General features: G+C 72.6%; 14 protein-coding genes. 8 read left to right on the top strand and 6 right to left on the bottom strand.

The window, feature by feature from the left end; genetic code table 11:
- Positions 1-79: 79 nt before the first annotated feature.
- Together Ae717Ps2_RS10990 and Ae717Ps2_RS10985 are read left to right on the top strand one after the other, a co-directional pair.
- Positions 80-1,330 carry a multidrug effflux MFS transporter gene (locus Ae717Ps2_RS10990; protein WP_075306691.1) on the top strand — a complete coding sequence of 417 codons (1,251 nt, stop codon included), beginning with the start codon at positions 80-82 and terminating at the stop codon, positions 1,328-1,330.
- 44 nt (positions 1,331-1,374) lie between these two features.
- Complete coding sequence (locus Ae717Ps2_RS10985; protein WP_198932164.1) at positions 1,375-2,493, top strand: FAD-dependent oxidoreductase; 1,119 nt, start codon at positions 1,375-1,377, stop codon at positions 2,491-2,493.
- A 41-nt stretch (positions 2,494-2,534) separates the two neighbouring features.
- On the opposite strand, the gene Ae717Ps2_RS10980 is transcribed toward Ae717Ps2_RS10985, so the two are convergent.
- On the bottom strand, positions 2,535-3,149 hold the full coding sequence (locus Ae717Ps2_RS10980; protein ID WP_020626138.1) for a DJ-1/PfpI family protein: 615 nt from the start codon (positions 3,147-3,149) through the stop codon (positions 2,535-2,537).
- A gap of 153 nt (positions 3,150-3,302) precedes the next feature.
- Here Ae717Ps2_RS10980 and Ae717Ps2_RS10975 point away from each other — a divergent pair, with 153 nt between their 5' ends.
- The 5 genes from Ae717Ps2_RS10975 to Ae717Ps2_RS10955 all read left to right on the top strand — a co-directional run bounded on the left by Ae717Ps2_RS10975 (position 3,303) and on the right by Ae717Ps2_RS10955 (position 9,344).
- Positions 3,303-4,133 (top strand): alpha/beta fold hydrolase, encoded by an 831-nt coding sequence (locus tag Ae717Ps2_RS10975; RefSeq protein ID WP_075334235.1) that lies wholly within the window; start codon positions 3,303-3,305, stop codon positions 4,131-4,133.
- A gap of 183 nt (positions 4,134-4,316) precedes the next feature.
- Entirely contained in the window at positions 4,317-5,048 is a 732-nt protein-coding gene (locus tag Ae717Ps2_RS10970; protein WP_075333318.1) for a CPBP family intramembrane glutamic endopeptidase, read from the top strand.
- Positions 5,045-6,721, top strand: a complete 1,677-nt coding sequence (locus Ae717Ps2_RS10965) for a CocE/NonD family hydrolase (protein WP_075333317.1) — start codon at positions 5,045-5,047, stop codon at positions 6,719-6,721. Before Ae717Ps2_RS10970 ends, Ae717Ps2_RS10965 begins: the two co-directional genes overlap by 4 nt.
- Positions 6,722-6,789: 68 nt before the next feature.
- Positions 6,790-8,682 carry an alpha/beta fold hydrolase gene (locus Ae717Ps2_RS10960; protein ID WP_075333316.1) on the top strand — a complete coding sequence of 631 codons (1,893 nt, stop codon included), beginning with the start codon at positions 6,790-6,792 and terminating at the stop codon, positions 8,680-8,682.
- A 95-nt stretch (positions 8,683-8,777) separates the two neighbouring features.
- Positions 8,778-9,344 carry a GNAT family N-acetyltransferase gene (locus Ae717Ps2_RS10955; protein ID WP_075333315.1) on the top strand — a complete coding sequence of 189 codons (567 nt, stop codon included), beginning with the start codon at positions 8,778-8,780 and terminating at the stop codon, positions 9,342-9,344.
- A gap of 8 nt (positions 9,345-9,352) precedes the next feature.
- Here the strand turns inward: Ae717Ps2_RS10955 and Ae717Ps2_RS10950 are convergent, their stop codons facing one another.
- From Ae717Ps2_RS10950 to Ae717Ps2_RS10940, 3 genes are read right to left on the bottom strand one after another with little or no spacing between them, the layout of a single operon-like run.
- On the bottom strand, positions 9,353-11,161 hold the full coding sequence (locus Ae717Ps2_RS10950; RefSeq protein ID WP_075306696.1) for an FAD-dependent monooxygenase: 1,809 nt from the start codon (positions 11,159-11,161) through the stop codon (positions 9,353-9,355).
- A gap of 2 nt (positions 11,162-11,163) precedes the next feature.
- Positions 11,164-11,808 (bottom strand): VOC family protein, encoded by a 645-nt coding sequence (locus Ae717Ps2_RS10945; protein ID WP_075306697.1) that lies wholly within the window; start codon positions 11,806-11,808, stop codon positions 11,164-11,166.
- A gap of 13 nt (positions 11,809-11,821) precedes the next feature.
- Complete coding sequence (locus Ae717Ps2_RS10940) at positions 11,822-12,790, bottom strand: fumarylacetoacetate hydrolase family protein (protein WP_075306698.1); 969 nt, start codon at positions 12,788-12,790, stop codon at positions 11,822-11,824.
- 144 nt (positions 12,791-12,934) lie between these two features.
- Between Ae717Ps2_RS10940 and Ae717Ps2_RS10935 the strand changes: the two genes are divergently transcribed.
- Positions 12,935-13,690: an SDR family oxidoreductase gene (locus Ae717Ps2_RS10935; protein WP_075333314.1), complete on the top strand. Its 756-nt coding sequence runs from the start codon at positions 12,935-12,937 to the stop codon at positions 13,688-13,690.
- An 81-nt stretch (positions 13,691-13,771) separates the two neighbouring features.
- On the opposite strand, the gene Ae717Ps2_RS10930 is transcribed toward Ae717Ps2_RS10935, so the two are convergent.
- Positions 13,772-15,085 (bottom strand): CdaR family transcriptional regulator, encoded by a 1,314-nt coding sequence (locus Ae717Ps2_RS10930; protein ID WP_075306700.1) that lies wholly within the window; start codon positions 15,083-15,085, stop codon positions 13,772-13,774.
- On the bottom strand, positions 15,082-15,348 hold the full coding sequence (locus Ae717Ps2_RS37300; RefSeq protein ID WP_075306701.1) for a hypothetical protein: 267 nt from the start codon (positions 15,346-15,348) through the stop codon (positions 15,082-15,084). The genes Ae717Ps2_RS10930 and Ae717Ps2_RS37300 overlap by 4 nt, the downstream gene beginning before the upstream one ends.
- Between the last annotated feature and the right edge of the window lie 134 nt (positions 15,349-15,482).

The raw sequence follows: 15,482 nt of genomic DNA, 5'->3' as shown, positions 1-15,482 counted from the left end.
GCCGCGGAGGTCGTCGCGCACGGCCTCCACGACCCTGCCCACCACCCGCGCTCGTCGCGCGATCACACGAGGGGGAACGATGGCCGGCGCCGTCGTCACACCGAGCCGGGTCCGGCTCGCATTCGTCCTGGGAGCGCTGATCGCCCTGGGGCCGCTCACCATCGACACCTACCTGCCGGCGCTCCCGGCGGTCGGCCGGGACCTGGCCGCGCCCGGTGCCACGGTCCAGCTCACGCTGACCGGCACCCTGGCCGGACTCGCGCTGGGGCAGCTCCTGATCGGCCCGCTGTCCGACGCGTACGGCCGCCGCCCGCTGCTCCTCGCCGGGGTGGCACTGCACGTGGTCGCGTCCGCGCTGGTCACCGTCGCGCCCACGATCGAGGTGCTCGCCGTCCTGCGCGTCCTGCAGGGCGCGGGAGCGTCGGCCGGGACGGCGGTCGGGCTCGCGATCGTGCGCGATCTATTCACCGGACGCGCGGCGGTCGGCATGGTCTCGCGGCTGATGCTCGTCATGGGCGCGGCGCCGGTGCTCGCACCGACCCTCGGCGCCGGGCTGCTCACCTGGGTGTCGTGGCGCGGGGTCTTCCTGTTCCTCGCGGCGTACGGCCTGGTCATGCTGGCGGTGGTCACCTACGGCCTCCCCGAGACGCTGCCACCGTCCCGCCGACGCTCCGCGCGGCTGGGCCCGACCCTGCGCGCCTACGGCACGCTCCTGCGTGACCGGACGTTCGTCGGCCTGGTCCTCGTCGCCGGCTTCACGATGGGCGCGCTCTTCAGCTACATCTCCGGCGGCCCCTACGTCTTCCAGGAGCAGTTCGGCATCGACCAGACGACGTTCGGGCTCCTGTTCGGCGCCGGAGGGGTCTGGCTCGTCGTCGGTAGCCAGCTGAACCCGGTGCTCCTGCGCCGTCTCGATCCCCGGCAGGTGCTGAGCGGTGGCATCGCGGCGGCCGCGGGCGCCGGGCTCGTCCTGCTAGTCGTGACCATCACCGGCATCGGCGGCCTGCCCGCGATCCTGGCCGGGGTGTGGACGATGCTGCTCGCCGGCGGGTTCGCGATGCCCAACGCCCCGGCGCTGGCACTGGCCCGACACGGCGACAGCGCCGGGACCGCGGCGGCCCTGCTCGGAGCCCTGCAGTTCGGCCTGGGCGCGGCCACCTCGCCGGTGGTCGGCCTGCTCGGCAACGACGCGACGGCGATGGGCACGGCGATGTTCGCGTCGGTCGCGCTGGCGGGGCTGGCGCTGGTCCTGGTGGTGCGGCCGTGGACACTGCCGGATCTCCGCGAACGGTCCACCACCCGGACCACCACCGGTGCGGGCTCGAGGTGACGCACCGGAAGGCACGCCCGCCCGTGCGTCGACGACGAGTGGTCGTGGCCGGACTGGGCGACACCGGGATCCAGGTCATCGCCGCGCTCGCTCGACATCGCCGTCTCCTCGACGTCGTCGGAATCAGTCCGAAGCCCGGGTACCTCAGCGGGCGGCACCTCGGGGTCAGGCTCGCCCGTCCGACGCGGTGGGAGGAGAACCACCGCATCGCCTTCCACCGGTTCCGCCGGCTCGACGACGTCCGCACGGTCCACGGTCGACTGGTGGCGCTCGACACCCGGGCCCGGGAGGTCGAGGTGCGCCACGCCGACGGCAGCACCGCCCGTCACGGGTACGACATCCTCGTCGTCTGCACCGGTGTACGCGACGGCCTCGGCCGGACGCCGTCGATACAGGACGATGCCGAGATCGACCTCGCCTTCGACCGCGCCCGCGCTGCCGTCATCGCGGCCCCCTCACTGGCCGTCGTCGGCGGCGGACCGACCGCGCTGGAAAGCGCCGCCCAGATCGCGCAGGCGTGTCCCGGGAAGCGAGTGGACCTGTACTTCCCGGGCGAGCGGCCCCTCGTTCACCACCACGAGCGGGTCTGGGACGAGTGCCGACGAGAATTGCGACGCCTCGGCGTCGGCCTGCATCCCGGGCATCGCGCCGAGTTCACCCCCGGACAGACCGACCGCATCACCGCGGGCCCGCTCCGCTTCCGCACCGGACAGGCAGCGGTACCGGCCGACCTGGTCCTGTACGCGGTCGGCGGAGCCCGGCCCAACACCGAGTGGCTGCCGTCGTCGATGCTGGACGACGCCGGATTCGTGCGCGTCGACCCGGAGCTCCGGACACCCGGTCACGACGGGATCTGGGCCGTGGGGGACGTCGCCGCCACCGATCCTCTGCGCACCACGGCGCGGAACAGAGGAGCACAGCTCCTGGTGCACAACGTCCTCGCCACCGTGCGCGGGCGGAGGACACGGCGGTACACCCCTCGGACGCGGCGGTGGGGAACCGTCCTGCACGAGATCGGGACCGTGATGACCGTCTTCACCACCACCGGGCGCGCACTCCACCACACCCGGGCTTCGCAGGTGTTCCAGGAACGGTTCCTCCTGCGGCGTGTGGTCTACGGGGGTGTCCGTCCACCGCATCCGGGCGACTCGGCGAGCTCGTGAGCGGACTTCGGCGGCGGATCACCCGCCCGGGGCGTCGCGGGTCAGCCCCGGTCGTCGGTGACGGCGAACGGGTCCCAGGTGGGGTCCTGCCGGACCTCGAGCTCGATCTCCCAGGCGACCCGCTCGGCCTCGGCCGGCCCGAGGAGCTCGCCGATCAGGGCTGCCGTCATGTCCATCCCGGCGGCCACCCCCGAGGAGGTCCAGCGCGCACCGTCCTGCACCCAGCGCGCCCGCGGCATCCACTCGACCTCGCCGCGCAGCGACGACACCCAGGCGAAGGCACGCTTGTTCGACGTGGCCCGGTATCCGTCGAGCAGTCCGGCCGCGGCGAGCAGCGCCGACCCCGTGCACACCGACGTCACGAGGTCTGCACCGGCGCTCCAGGTCCGGAGCCACCGCAGGAAGTGCTGGTCCTCGACCAGGCTCCGGGTCCCGGGGCCACCGGGGACGAGGACGATGCTCGGCGTCGGCGCGTGCTCGTAGCCGTGGCCGGCCACCATCTGCGAGCCCTGTCCGCTGGACACCGGGCCCGCCTCCGGGCCGAGCAGCAGGATCTCGAACTCGTCGGGGCGTCTGCTCAGCAACTCCAACGGCCCGACCACGTCGAGCAACTCGAAGCCGTCGAACAACACGATGCCCACGGTCCGCTGCGCCATCGTTCCACCGTTCTCCTGTCGTCGGACGAGGTGCTGCTCATCGTGCCCCGGAACACCGGACCACGGCGCGGCCCGGTACCGACCGAACCGCCGGCAGGAGCGGCGACGCGACACCCTGCACCCGACTCCCCGACTTCCCGGAGAATGATCGACATGAAGTACACCGTCCTGGTCCCGGGCTTCTGGCACGGCACCTGGAGCTGGAATCTCGTCATCCCGGAACTCGCCCGGCTCGGTGTACCCGCCGTGGCCGTGGACCTCCAGGGCCAGGGCCTCGAGGCGGCGTCTCCCACCGCCCGGTGGACGCGCCCGTTCGACGCATCGGCCTTCGCCGCCGAGAGGTCCGGTGTCGCGGACGTGACCGCGACGAGCGCCGCCGAGAAGCTCGTCGCACAGCTGCAGAGGATCGGCTCCGGCGAGCCGAGCGTCGTCGTCGCACACAGCATGGGCGGTGTCGTCGCCACCCTGGCCGCGGAGATGGCACCGTCCCTGGTGTCGCACCTGGTCTACGTCGCGGCGTTCGCCCCCGTCACCGGCCGACCGGCGGGCGCCGACGTGGCGAGCGAGCTCAACGCGGGTGAGCTCGGCACGTCCCTGCTGCAGGCGGATCCGTTCGCGATCGGTGCCTCGCGCATCGACACCGGCGACCCGAGCTCTCGCGAGGCCCTCCGTGCCGCGCTCTACGCCGACGTCCCGCACGAGGCCGCGCAGGCGGTGATCAGCCTCCTCGGCACCGATGCGCCGGTCGGGATCGCCGCCGAGCCGATCTCGGTCACCCGTGAGCGGTTCGGCTCCGTACCGCACACGTACCTCGTCTGCACGGACGACCGCCTGGTACGGCCCGCGCTCCAACGGAAGATCATCTCCGACATCGACGGCGTCTCCGTGTCGGCCACGCGCACCGTGGAACTGTCCTCCTCGCACTCCCCGTTCCTGTCCCAGCCGCGGCAGGTGGCGGAGGTGGTCGCCGCGGCCTGGCGGTGAGTGGGCGTCTCCGGTGCGGCACCGCGGCCGCGGATCGGAGCTGGATCGAGCAGGGGTGCGAGAAGGGCAGAGTTCCAGCGGATCCTCTCGGTAGAAGGCCGTCCCCACCAGTGACGCCGTGTCACTTCCTCGACTGACACCTCGTGACTGCCGAGATGCGCCTGGCCGGGCTGTGCTGGAGCCATGAAGCATCCGATCCTCGTCACGCCCACCTCGAAGCCCCTCACCGACGACTCCTTCCTCCGCAGAACGGACGGGGGCCAGCGCGGACTCGTCGGGTGGGGCGAGATCGTCGCGGGCCTGGTGCTCATGGGGATCGCGGTCTACCGCATCCCGATCGCGCTGGAGCCGCAGGCCGCCGCGCTGGGACCGTGGTACGACCCGATCCTGCTGGCGCTGCCCGCCCTCGCCGCGCTGAGCGGCTTCTTCGCGGCAGCCCGGACCCGGCTCCGCGACCTCGGCGCCGTCGGGATCCGCCGGGCCTCGGGCCCCGCGCTGCTGGCGGGGGCCGGCCTGGGGGTCGTCGCGCTCGGGCTGACCGTCGGCGCGACCCTCGGCCTGGAACGCCTGGGGCTGCCGACGGGGACCGCCACGCCGAACACGACGGTCCTGGGCCTGGTGATCCTGGGCCTGGTGCTGCCGCTGACCTGGGAGCTGCTGTTCCGCGGGGTGGTGACCACGGCCCTGCTGCGCCACGGCGCGGCCGTCGGCGTGCTGGGCAGCGCGGTGTTCTCCGCCGCCGCGGCGCTGCTGGTCCTCTACTTCCTCCCCACGGCCTCGGTCGGGGTCGTGTCCGCCGTCGTCGTCGGCCTGATCGCCGCGGTCCTGCTGCGGCGCACCGGGTCCGTGTGGCCCGGCGTCGTCGCCCACGTGGTGTGCCACTCGCTCGCGCTCGGTCTGGTGGTGCTGTCGTGAAGCGGCTCCTCATCGCCGGTGTCCTGTCCCTGGTGCTGCTCGCGGGGTGCGGCGCCGCCCCCACCCCCACCGCCGCGGTCGCCACGGACACCCGGTCCGTCACGCACGCGGAGAACGACCGCGTCCCCGAGGGGGCCCGCTGGACCCAGCACTACTTCCCGACCTCCGACGGCGTCGAGCTCCACGCGGACGTCCTGCTGCCCGAGGACCTCCCCCCGGACGCGAAGGTGCCCCTCGTCCTGTCCGCGGGGACCTACTTCGGTCACTCCGGCCAGCTGAGCGTGGAGGGCTTCGCGCACACCGGCCCGTCCGCCCGGTTCGACGACCTGATCACCGAGGGCAGGCTGCTCGAACGCGGCTACGGCTTGGTGATGGTGGACCTGCGCGGCTTCGGCGGCTCCACCGGCTGCACCGAGGCGATCGGCGGGAAGGCCGACCAGACCGACGTCCGGGCGGCGCTGGACTGGGCCGCCGCGCAGCCCTTCTCCACGGGCTCGGTGGGCATGTACGGCAAGTCGATGGACGGGATCACCGCACTCGTCGGGAACAACCTGGACCATCCGGCACTCAAGGCCGTGATCGCGCAGGAGCCCATCTGGGACATCCAGCGCAACATGCGCTCCGGCGGCGTCCCGCGCTCCACGACGGTCTCCGTACCCTCGATCTACAACCAGCTCGCCACCCAGCCCCAGATGCCCGACGACGACCCCCGCTACCTCGCCAACGCCGCCTGGGACTCGCCCGCCGGGCCGCACCCGGAGTGCACGATCCTCAACACGGCGTCCTACATGGACCCGAACCCGGAGTCCGAGACCTGGCGCATCCGGAACCTGGCAGAGCACGCAAAGGGCACCGACACACCGCTGTTCGTGACCCAGGGCTTCCTGGAGTGGAACACCGACGCCGAGGGCATGCAGGAGTTCCTCGCGAACCACCAGGGCCCACAGCGCGCGTGGCTCGGGCAGTGGGACCACAAGCGCGGGGGCGAGCGCACCGCCGACGGCCGCCTGGAGCTGGGCCGCGAGGGCTGGTTCGACGAGGTGTTCTCCTTCTACGACCAGTACCTCAAGGGTGTCGCACCGACGACCGCCTACCCGAACGTGCTGGTCGAGGACAGCACCGGCGCCTGGCGGGCCGAGAAGAGCTGGCCGCGGGCCGACCGCACCGGGTCCGTGCCCTTGAAGGGCGGTTCGTACACCGACGACGGTGCGACGTCGTCGTACGTCCAGCGGTCCGAGCCGGTGGCCCGGCCCACCCGGCTCACCAGCTTCCCTCGGGTGTCACTGACCACCCGGGGCACCGGGAACGTCATGGTCCGCCTGCACGACGTCGCCCCCGACGGCAAGGCCGTCATGATCAACCAGCAGGTCTCCCTGCTCCAGCCCGGCGAGACGACGCTGGCGCTGCGGTCGACGGACTGGACGCTGCCCGCCGGGCACGCCCTCGCCGTCGAGATCGGGACGGTGCAGCCCGGCGCGCCGATGATCAACGACTGGCTGCCGACGGTGTCGAACCAGCGGGTCACGGTGCTGGGCGGACGGCTGGACCTGGCGCTCGACGACCCCTCCCGCGACACCGCGCAACCCGGGACGCCCGCGCCCTGGATGGAACTCTACCGGCTCACCCAGACGTCCACCCCCGCGGCCGGCGCCCCGACCTTCCGACTTCCCTGAGGTCCTTGACCGTGCCGCGACGGCACAGGTTCTGCTGGAGACACCGCCCCACGAGAGGAGCACACCCGGTGACCACCACCGAGCCCCGCCTGATCCCGCTCGAGGAGTTCTTCTCCGACCCGGAGTTCTCCGGCGCGAGCCTCTCCCCCGACGGCACCCGGATCGCCTACCTCGCCCCGGAGGGCGGCAGGCGCAACGTCTGGGTCCGCGGGATCGACGAGGAGCACGCCGACGCCGTGTGCGTCACCCACGACACCCGTCGCGGCGTCGGCAAGTACCACTGGACCGACGACCCGCGCTGGCTGCTGTACGAGCAGGACACCGACGGCAACGAGGACTGGCACCTCTACCGCGTCGACCTCGACGCGCCCGACGAGCCCGCCGTCGACCTCACCCCGTTGCCGCCGGGATCCCGGGTCGTCGGCGTCGATCCCCTGGAGGGCGTACCCGGCAGCATCCTCGTGCTGATGAACCGGCGGCCGCTGTACTTCGACTACTTCCGGATCGACGTCGCGAGCGGCGAGACCACGTTGCACCTGGAGCAACCGGGTCCGGGGGAGACGGTGCTGCTGGACCCGGCGGGTCTGCCCGTCTTCGCCTCCCGGCTGGTGGACGGCGAGTGGCAGTTCTTCGCGATCGACCCGGACGGGCGGCAGCGGCCGATCCACACCGCGGACGGGGCCGAGCACCCGGTGGGTGTCCTCCCCCAGCACGTCACACCGGACGGTCGGGGTCTGCTCCTGGGGTCCTACGGCGACGGTGACGACCTGCAGCTGATCCGGCTCGACCACGCGACCGGCGAGCGGACCGTCGTCGCCGCCGTCGCGGGGCACGACCTGGACACCCTCGGGGCGCTCGACCCGCGGCTGCCCCCGATCCTGTTCACCCGGCGCGGCAGCGGCGAGGTGCTGGCCGCCCGCTTCGTGGGCGACCGCGGCCACATCGAGGTGCTCGACCCGGAGTTCGCCCCGGTCTACGCGCAGCTCGCCACCCTGTCCGACGGCGTGCTGGGCACGCTGTCCTCCGACGAGGCGGGCCGCCGCTGGATCGCCACCTTCCTCCACGACCGCGAACCGGCCGTGACCTGGCTCTACGACCACGAGGCGGGCGAGAGCCGGGAGCTGTTCCGGCCCTACCCGCACCTCGACGCGGCCGACCTGGCACCGATGCGAGCCGTCCACTTCCCGGCCCGCGACGGCCTGCCGCTGCACGGCTTCCTGAGCCTGCCGGTCGGCAGGCGACCCGAGGCGCTGCCGCTTGTGGTGCTGGTCCACGGCGGGCCGTGGGCGCACGACACCTGGGGCTACGACGCGCAGGCCCAGTTCCTCGCCAACCGCGGGTACGCCGTGCTGCACGTCGAGTTCCGCGGCTCCACCGGCTACGGACGGCGGCACCTCACCGCGGCCATCGGCGAGCTCGCGAGGGCGATGCACACCGACCTGATCGACGCCGCCGACTGGGCGGTGGCCGAGGGCATCGCCGACCCCGAGCGGATCGGCATCTACGGCGGGTCCTACGGCGGCTACTCGGCGCTGGTCGCCGTGACCGTCACGCCGGACTACTTCGCGGCCTCGGTCGACTACGTGGGGATCTCCGACCTCGTCGAGTTCCTGCGGTCGGGCCCGGAGTTCGCGCGGTTCGGCCTGGTCAACAACTGGTACCGCTACGGAGGCGACCCGGACGACCCCGAGCAGCACGCGGACCTGCTGGCCCGCTCGCCCATCACGATGGTCGACCGGATCCGGACGCCGCTGCTGGTCGCACAGGGCGCCAACGACGCCCGGGTGAAGCAGTCCGAGTCCGACAACATCGTCGCCTCGCTGCGCGAACGCGGGGTCCCGGTCGAGTACCTGCTCGCCGAGGACGAGGGCCACGGCTTCGAGAACCCGGAGAACCAGCTGCGGCTCTACCGGGCCATCGAGCGCCACTTCGCCGAGCACCTCGGCGAGCCCGACGCCTGAGTCGTGCGCGGTGCGACGACAGGGCCACGACGATCACACCGTCGATCGGCCACGGACCCGGCAGAGGAGCGACCGGAGCTGGCAAGGTGGCCGCCATGACGAACGCTGTCACGGTCGCGATGCTGGACGAGGACACCTGGCCCTCGTTCGCCGCGCTGGTCGAGGCGAACAACGGGGTCTGGGGCGGGTGCTGGTGCATGGGCTTCCACGTCAAGCTCGGCAAGGGTCGTAGTCCCCAGCAGAATCGGGACGAGAAGCGCGAGCTCGTCCGCTCGGGCGCCACTCACAACGTGCTGGTGCTCGACGGCGACGCGTGTCTGGGCTGGTGCCAGTTCGGCAGCCCGGCCGAGCTGCCCGAGATCAAGAGCCGGCGGCGGTACGACAAGGAGCTGACGCGACTGCCCGACTGGCGCATCACCTGCTTCTTCACCGGGAAGGGGCTGCGCAAGCGCGGAGTCGCCGACACCGCGCTCGGCGGTGCGCTGGCCGAGATCGACCGCCTCGGCGGCGGGGTCGTGGAGGGGTACCCGGAGGAGACGGACGACCGCACGGTGTCGGGCTCGTACCTGCACACCGGACCGATGGCCGTGTTCGAGCGGCACGGGTTCACCCGCACCCGGCCGATCTCCCCGCACCGCTGGGTGGTGACCCGCACCGTCTGACGCGGTGTTCACCCCCCGGCTGCCCGCGCGGTGCGGCGCCACAACGGCCCCCACGACGTGGCGAGGAAGGCGGCCAGCTCCCGCCAGGCGTCGTGCGGTCCTCGGGCGGTCCGCCACACCACGTGAGCGTCGGGGCGGACGACGACAGCACCCTGCGGGCCGATCTCCAGGCGCTGCGCCACCTCGGGATCGAGCCCGTCCGGGAGGTCGATCGACCGCACGACCAGCTCGACCGGCACATCGTCGGCGTGCTCGTCGACGAGCCGCCGCCACGGCTCCGCCGTCGGCGAGAGCAGCGTGAGTCCGCGCTGCTGCACGAGCCGGCGGGCGGGGACGACGGCGCCGTCCACCAGGACCGGGACGTGCGGAAGTCGGTGCCCGGGCCACGTGGTCGGCCGGTACTCACGGACGCCGTCGCCGATGATCGGGACGCCGCCCGGCTCCGACGCCACGAGTCGTCCCCGGTAGCCGTAGCCGAACTCCAGACCGGTGGCGACGAAGTGGTCGATCTGGCCCGGGACGGTGCGTCGGACGTGGGCGCGCAGCCGCTCGCTGCGCCGCGACGTGGGGTGCAACCCGGCCGTCCGGCCGAGCTGCAGGCGCGTGAGACGTTCGACGATGCCCGCCGCGACCGAGCCCGGCAGCCACGACAGCGGCGGACGCCCCACGCCCTTCGTCGCCACGAGCAGCGAGGCGTTGGAGACGCCGAACGGCGTGGTCACCTCGTCGAGCCGGAAGTGGTTGGTGACGCTGTAGTCGGCGAACCGCTCGATCACGGGACGCCGCTCCTCCTCGTAGGTGTCGAGCAGGGAGTCGTCGGCGGCCCCGTCGAGGACGGCCTCGAGCTTCCACGCGAGGTTCTCGGCGTCCTGGACCCCGCTGTTCAGGCCGAACCCGCCGGTGTGGGGGAACCGGTGAGCGGCGTCGCCGACGAGCAGCAGCCCGCCTTCGCGGAACCGGGTCGCCAGCTGCGAGGTCATGGACCACGTGCCGGTGGAGCGGATCGTCGCGTCGGGTCGGCCGAGGACCGACGGCACGGTGCGCTCCCAGTACGTGCGAGGGGACCGCGCGATCTCCTGCTCGGGGTGCAGGTAGATCGTCATCAGCACGTAGTGGTCATCGGCGTGCGCGATCATCACCCCGGTGAAGCCAGGGCGGTAGATCCAGGTCAGCAGCGGTCGGGTCTCCCCCGGCGCGTACAGACCGGGCGCGTGGACGAACGCGCTGCCCATGTGCGCCAGGACCGGTCCGTCGAGCTCGATGCCGGCGCGGGCGCGCAGCACGCTGTTCGCGCCGTCGGCCGCCACCACGAATCGGCTCGCGAGCGGTGTCGTCCCGCCTGCGACACGGACCTCCATCGCGCCGGCAGAGGTCGCGCGCGCGTCCTCCACGACGGCCCCGAGGCGCAGGTCGACCAACGGCTCGCGGTCCAGCGCCGCCCACAGCTCGGGCATGAGCTGATGCTGGCCGACGTGGGAGCGCAGGTACGGGCTCAGCGTCCGCAGCCGCACGAGGTCCTGAGGGTCGTCGCCCCGGATGTCCAGGTCCGCGATCGGGTCGGTGAGTTCGCTGGCCCACCGGATGGTCGTGATCTCCTCCAGCGGCGGGCTGAGGGCGGCGACCACCCGGGCGAGCTCGGGGTCGGCCTCCTCCCACGTCTCGAGCGTCGGCGCGTTGACGACGTGCGCCGCCGGGTGCTGCAGCGGCTCGGTCCGCCGCTCCAGCACGGTCGTCGCGATCCCGCGACGGGCGAGCAGGAGTGCCAGGGACGAACCGGCGGCTCCCGCACCCACGACCGTGATACGGTGCCCGCCCACCGTCAGAGCGTCTTCCAGGTGATGGTCTTCTTGTTCGCGCGCGGCTTCTGTCCGGGAGGGGTACCGGCGCCCGGCTTCAGCAGCTCGGCCGGGTCGTCGCCGCGGCGCAGCCGCGCGAGCAGGTAGTCGGGGTCGACGTTGGTCCCGATGGGGTTCCGCTCGAACTCCGCGCTGTCGAAGAAGGCCGCCGTCTCCTCGATGGTCGAGAAGTTGTCGACCTGCAGCTCCAGGCGGATGCCGTCGGGGTCCTCGTAGTACAGCGACGTCGTCGGGCCGTGGTTGATGGCCCACACCGGCTCGATGCCGAGCGGCTTCAGCCGCTCGTAGAGGGCGAGCAGCTTCTCGATCGAGAGCAGCTGGAGCGCCACGTGGTCGATCCCGTAGATCTTGCGGCGCAGGTGGGCGAAGGGGAAGAGCACCTTCAGGACGCGGGGCACCTCGATGAGTGCCAGTCGGTGGTGCTCGTGGTCCCAGGTCAGGAAGGTCAGGTCGTCGTCGGTGTGGACGACCCTCGCCCCGAAGACCTTCCCGTACCAGTCGATCATCTCCTGGCGCCGCGCGGTCTTGACGACCCAGTGCGCGACGAAGTCCGGGGCCTTGTCCCAGTCCCCGGGGGTCCTCTCGTCGGTCCGTGCGGCGGCGTCCATCGTGTTCCTCTCGTCAGCTCGCCGGCGGACCGACGATGGTGGTGCGCTGGGTCCCCAGGTCGACCAGGCCCTCGGGATGGGTGATGCTGGCCGTCACGACGCTCCCCGGCTCGAGGTAGGGGCGCTTCAGCTGCCGCGCGACGAAGGCCCGCCAGAGCTGCTGCTCGCTGAGCAGGGCCGTCGCGATGCGGCGGACGATCGCCGGCGGCGAGCTCGCGGTGATGCCCGACGGCGTGCCCGTGAGCAGGAGGTCGCCGGGGTCGAGGTCGCAGAACGTGCTGAGCTCGGTCAGGGTCTCGGCCGGCTTGTGCAGGAGGTGGGCGCTGGAGTCCTGCTGGCGCGGCACACCGTCGACCTCGAGTCGGAGGTCGAGCTCGTCGACGAGTCCGATCTCGTCGGCGTCGAGCACCGCCAGGTACGGACCGACGGGGCAGAAGCCGCGGTAGCTCTTGCCCTTGAGGAACTGTCCCTGCGGGAGCTGCACGTCACGGGCGGACAGGTCGTTGGCGATCGTGACGCCGAAGACGTAGTCGGCGAGGTTGTCGCGCGTCACGACCACGTTCTCGCGGACCCGGCGGCGCAGGACGAGGGCCAGCTCGATCTCGTAGTCCAGGAGTCGCACGTGGGCCGGGCGCACGACCGGGTCGACCGGTCCGGTGATCGCGGCGTCGGTCTTGTCGAAGAAGAGGTTGTAGGACAGGGCGTCGGGGTCCATGCCCGACTCGACGGCGTGCTCGCGGTAGTTGACGCCCTGGCACATGACGCGGCAGGGCGTGGTGACCGGCGACAGCACACGCACCGACGCCACGGGCAGCGTGCCGGTCTCGCCGCTGCGCGCGCGCCAGTCGTCCTCGCCGGCGGTGATGAGGTCGCCGGTCGTCTCGTACCGTCCCTGCAGGGGCGCGATCGCGGAGTCGTGCACCACGCCCCACGCCGGTGCGGCGCCGTCCTCGGCGACGTAGCGAGCGAGGTGGGTGACCATCCGGAAGTCCCTTCGACGGGTGCTCGTGAGCTGGTCCTCCCAGCCTGCCGACCGGGGGTCGCGCCGTCATCGGTCTGGAGTGCAAGACCGGAGGGCGTCGGTCGGACCGAAACCTCACGGCCCGATCCGTGCCATGGTCGGCGCATGACTCGCTCCCTCGTCACCGGCGCTACGGCCGGCATCGGTCACGGCTTCGCCGACGAGCTGGCCCGCCGCGGCCAGGACCTGGTCCTCGTCGCCCGCGACGCCGAGCGGCTCGCGGCGGTGTCCGACGACCTCGCGACGCGGCACCGCGTCCAGGTCGAGACGATCGTGGCGGACCTGTCCGACCGCGAGGGCACCCGAGCCGTCGCCGACCGGTTGTCCGACGACTCGTCGCCGGTAGACCTGCTCGTCAACAACGCCGGCTCAGGTCTCGCCGCGTGGTTCGGCGCGACCGACATCGCCGACGAGGAGCGGCAGCTCGACCTGCTCGTCCGCGCGCCGATGGTCCTGATGGACGCCGCGCTGAAGTCCATGGCGGGTCGAGGCGGCGCGATCATCAACGTCGCCAGCCTCGCCGCCTTCACCCCCCGGGGCACCTACTCGGCGTCCAAGGCCTTCGTGGTCAACCTGTCGCAGTGGGCCAACCTGCACTACGGCGAGGACGGGATCCGGGTCCTCGCACTGTGCCCTGGCTTCGTCCGGACCGAGTTCCACGCGCGGGGCGAGATGGACATGAGCGGCATCAAGCCCTGGATGTGGCTCTCCGTCGAGACGGTGGTGCGGGCAGCGCTCGCCGACCTCGATCGCGGGCGCGCGGTCTCGATCCCGGGCCGTCGCTACAAGCTGCTGGCCACGCTCGCACGGCACGCCCCGGCAGCGATCGTGGCTCGGCAGGCCCGGCGGGGACGCGACTGACGGCGTGTCTCCCCCTGTGCGCAGCTCGAGCAGGGAACCGGAGTCGTTGGATCCTTCCCGGTCACCCGCACGCGCCTCGGCTCACGCCAGGACGTGGTGCCCGAGTACCTCGGCGAGCATCAGTGCCACCTGGAGCTGCGGACGTCGGACCTCGATCGGGTCTCCCCTGAGCTCCTCGGCCCGGCGCACGCGGTAGGCCACCGTGCTGCGCGCCACGTGCAGGGCCTCGGCGGACCGGTTGAGGCTGCGCTCCTCCGCGAGGTAGCGCACGAGTGTCTCGCGCAGTTCCGTCGTCGGATCGTCGAGCGTCGCGAGCCCGCCCAGCTCACGCCGGACCATGGCTCTGGCGGCGGACATGTCGCGCGTGGCCATGCAGACCAGCTCCAGGTCGACGTACCGGAAGACCCGCGTGTTCCGGACCGCCAGCTCGGCGACGCGGACCGCCTCGAGCGCTTGCAGGTGCCCGGCCCGGAATCCCTCGTGCCCGGGAGCGACGACACCGAGCGCACAACGCGCGCCATCGAGGACGTCGGCATCCGTCACCTCGAATCCGGCAGCAGTGGCCCTCGAGCCCCAGGCCCACACGCGGCGACGGCCCACCGGGATCACCAGGGTGCCCGTCGCACCGGACCCGCGCAGCAACGAGCGCGCGCCGATCTCCAGCTGCGTGGCGCTGAGCTCGGACGTCACGTCCGCCCACAGCACGACCGCCAGGTGGTGGGCCTCCAGGTCGTAGCCCAGCACGGTCCTGGCGTCACCGGCCGTGACACCGGAACCGTCGGGAGCGAGGATCTCCTGCACGAGCTCGCGGCGGACCGCCGAGGACGTCGCCGACCACGCCACCTGAGCCTCGGCGAACTCCTGCGTCATGGCCTGCAGCAGGAAGTCGGTGAGCCCCAGCAGCACCTCCGCCACGCGCCGGCTCTCCTGGAACCGCAGCTCGGCCGGGACGTGCCGCCCGCACGCGTCCATCATGGCTCGCACGCCGACCGCGTGGGCCGTGTGGACGCTGCGCAGCATGTGCTCGATGCCGATGCCCCGGCTCACCAGCTCGGCCGGGCCCAGCAGCACCTCGGGCACCTCGAAGTCCGTCACCGTCCCCCGCGCGTGGAGCTCGAGCAGGCACCCGAGCACGACCGCGACGCTGCCGCGCTCCAGCTCGCGGATCACGTCGGGCACGTCGAGCTCGGGCACCGCAGCCAGCATCGCCTCGACCATCGACGACGCGAGCTCCAGCCCCCAGTCGACGGGACCGGGCCCGAGGGCCGCCACCGCGGCGGGCAGGTGCGCCTCGAGCCCGGGTGGCCCCGGCCGGGACCGTGCGCCAGGTGCGCGAGGGGCCAGGCGCAGCACCCACGACGGGTCCGGGAGGTCCTGATCGTCTGCTGGGCTCACGCGCCGACCCCGGCCAGGAGCCGGACCGACCGGAGCCCGGTGTCCGGGTCCGTCGCCCCACGCTCGGCCGTGGTCAGGAGCAGCTCCTCCCCCTGCTCCAGGAGCGCTGCGCCGATGTGGCGAGAGGTGTCCGGCGAGATCTTCTCGACCATCTGTGCCGCAGCGTCGTCGATCGCCGCGGTGTCGGGCACCTCGCCGCCGTCGACGGCGCGGCCGACCGCGGCCCGCCGGTGGGCGACGGTGGATCGAGAACGTCGGCTCACGGGCCCAGCCTAGGTTCGGCGACGGCGACGGACGCACGTCAGGTCGCGAACCCGAGACCCGCGGCGTCCTCCGAGGCCGACCACGGGCGCGCGCTCCGGAGCGCCACATGGACACCTCACCACCGCGCGATCCC

It is taken from the genome of Pseudonocardia sp. Ae717_Ps2 (assembly GCF_001932475.1).
Taxonomy (GTDB): Bacteria; Actinomycetota; Actinomycetes; order Mycobacteriales; family Pseudonocardiaceae; genus Pseudonocardia.
Note: the sequence above shows the minus strand (reverse complement) of the source record. Positions and strands in the feature narration are given on the sequence as shown.

Excerpts from the sequence above, each read along its gene's own strand:
- Ae717Ps2_RS10975 (WP_075334235.1), top strand. The coding sequence starts at position 3,303 with ATGAAGTACACCGTCCTGGTCCCGGGCTTCTGGCACGGCACCTGGAGC.
- Ae717Ps2_RS10980 (WP_020626138.1), bottom strand. The coding sequence starts at position 3,149 with ATGGCGCAGCGGACCGTGGGCATCGTGTTGTTCGACGGCTTCGAGTTG.
- Ae717Ps2_RS10955 (WP_075333315.1), top strand. The coding sequence starts at position 8,778 with ATGACGAACGCTGTCACGGTCGCGATGCTGGACGAGGACACCTGGCCC.
- Ae717Ps2_RS10990 (WP_075306691.1), top strand. The coding sequence starts at position 80 with ATGGCCGGCGCCGTCGTCACACCGAGCCGGGTCCGGCTCGCATTCGTC.
- Ae717Ps2_RS10935 (WP_075333314.1), top strand. The coding sequence starts at position 12,935 with ATGACTCGCTCCCTCGTCACCGGCGCTACGGCCGGCATCGGTCACGGC.
- Ae717Ps2_RS10970 (WP_075333318.1), top strand. The coding sequence starts at position 4,317 with ATGAAGCATCCGATCCTCGTCACGCCCACCTCGAAGCCCCTCACCGAC.
- Ae717Ps2_RS10945 (WP_075306697.1), bottom strand. The coding sequence starts at position 11,808 with ATGGACGCCGCCGCACGGACCGACGAGAGGACCCCCGGGGACTGGGAC.
- Ae717Ps2_RS10940 (WP_075306698.1), bottom strand. The coding sequence starts at position 12,790 with ATGGTCACCCACCTCGCTCGCTACGTCGCCGAGGACGGCGCCGCACCG.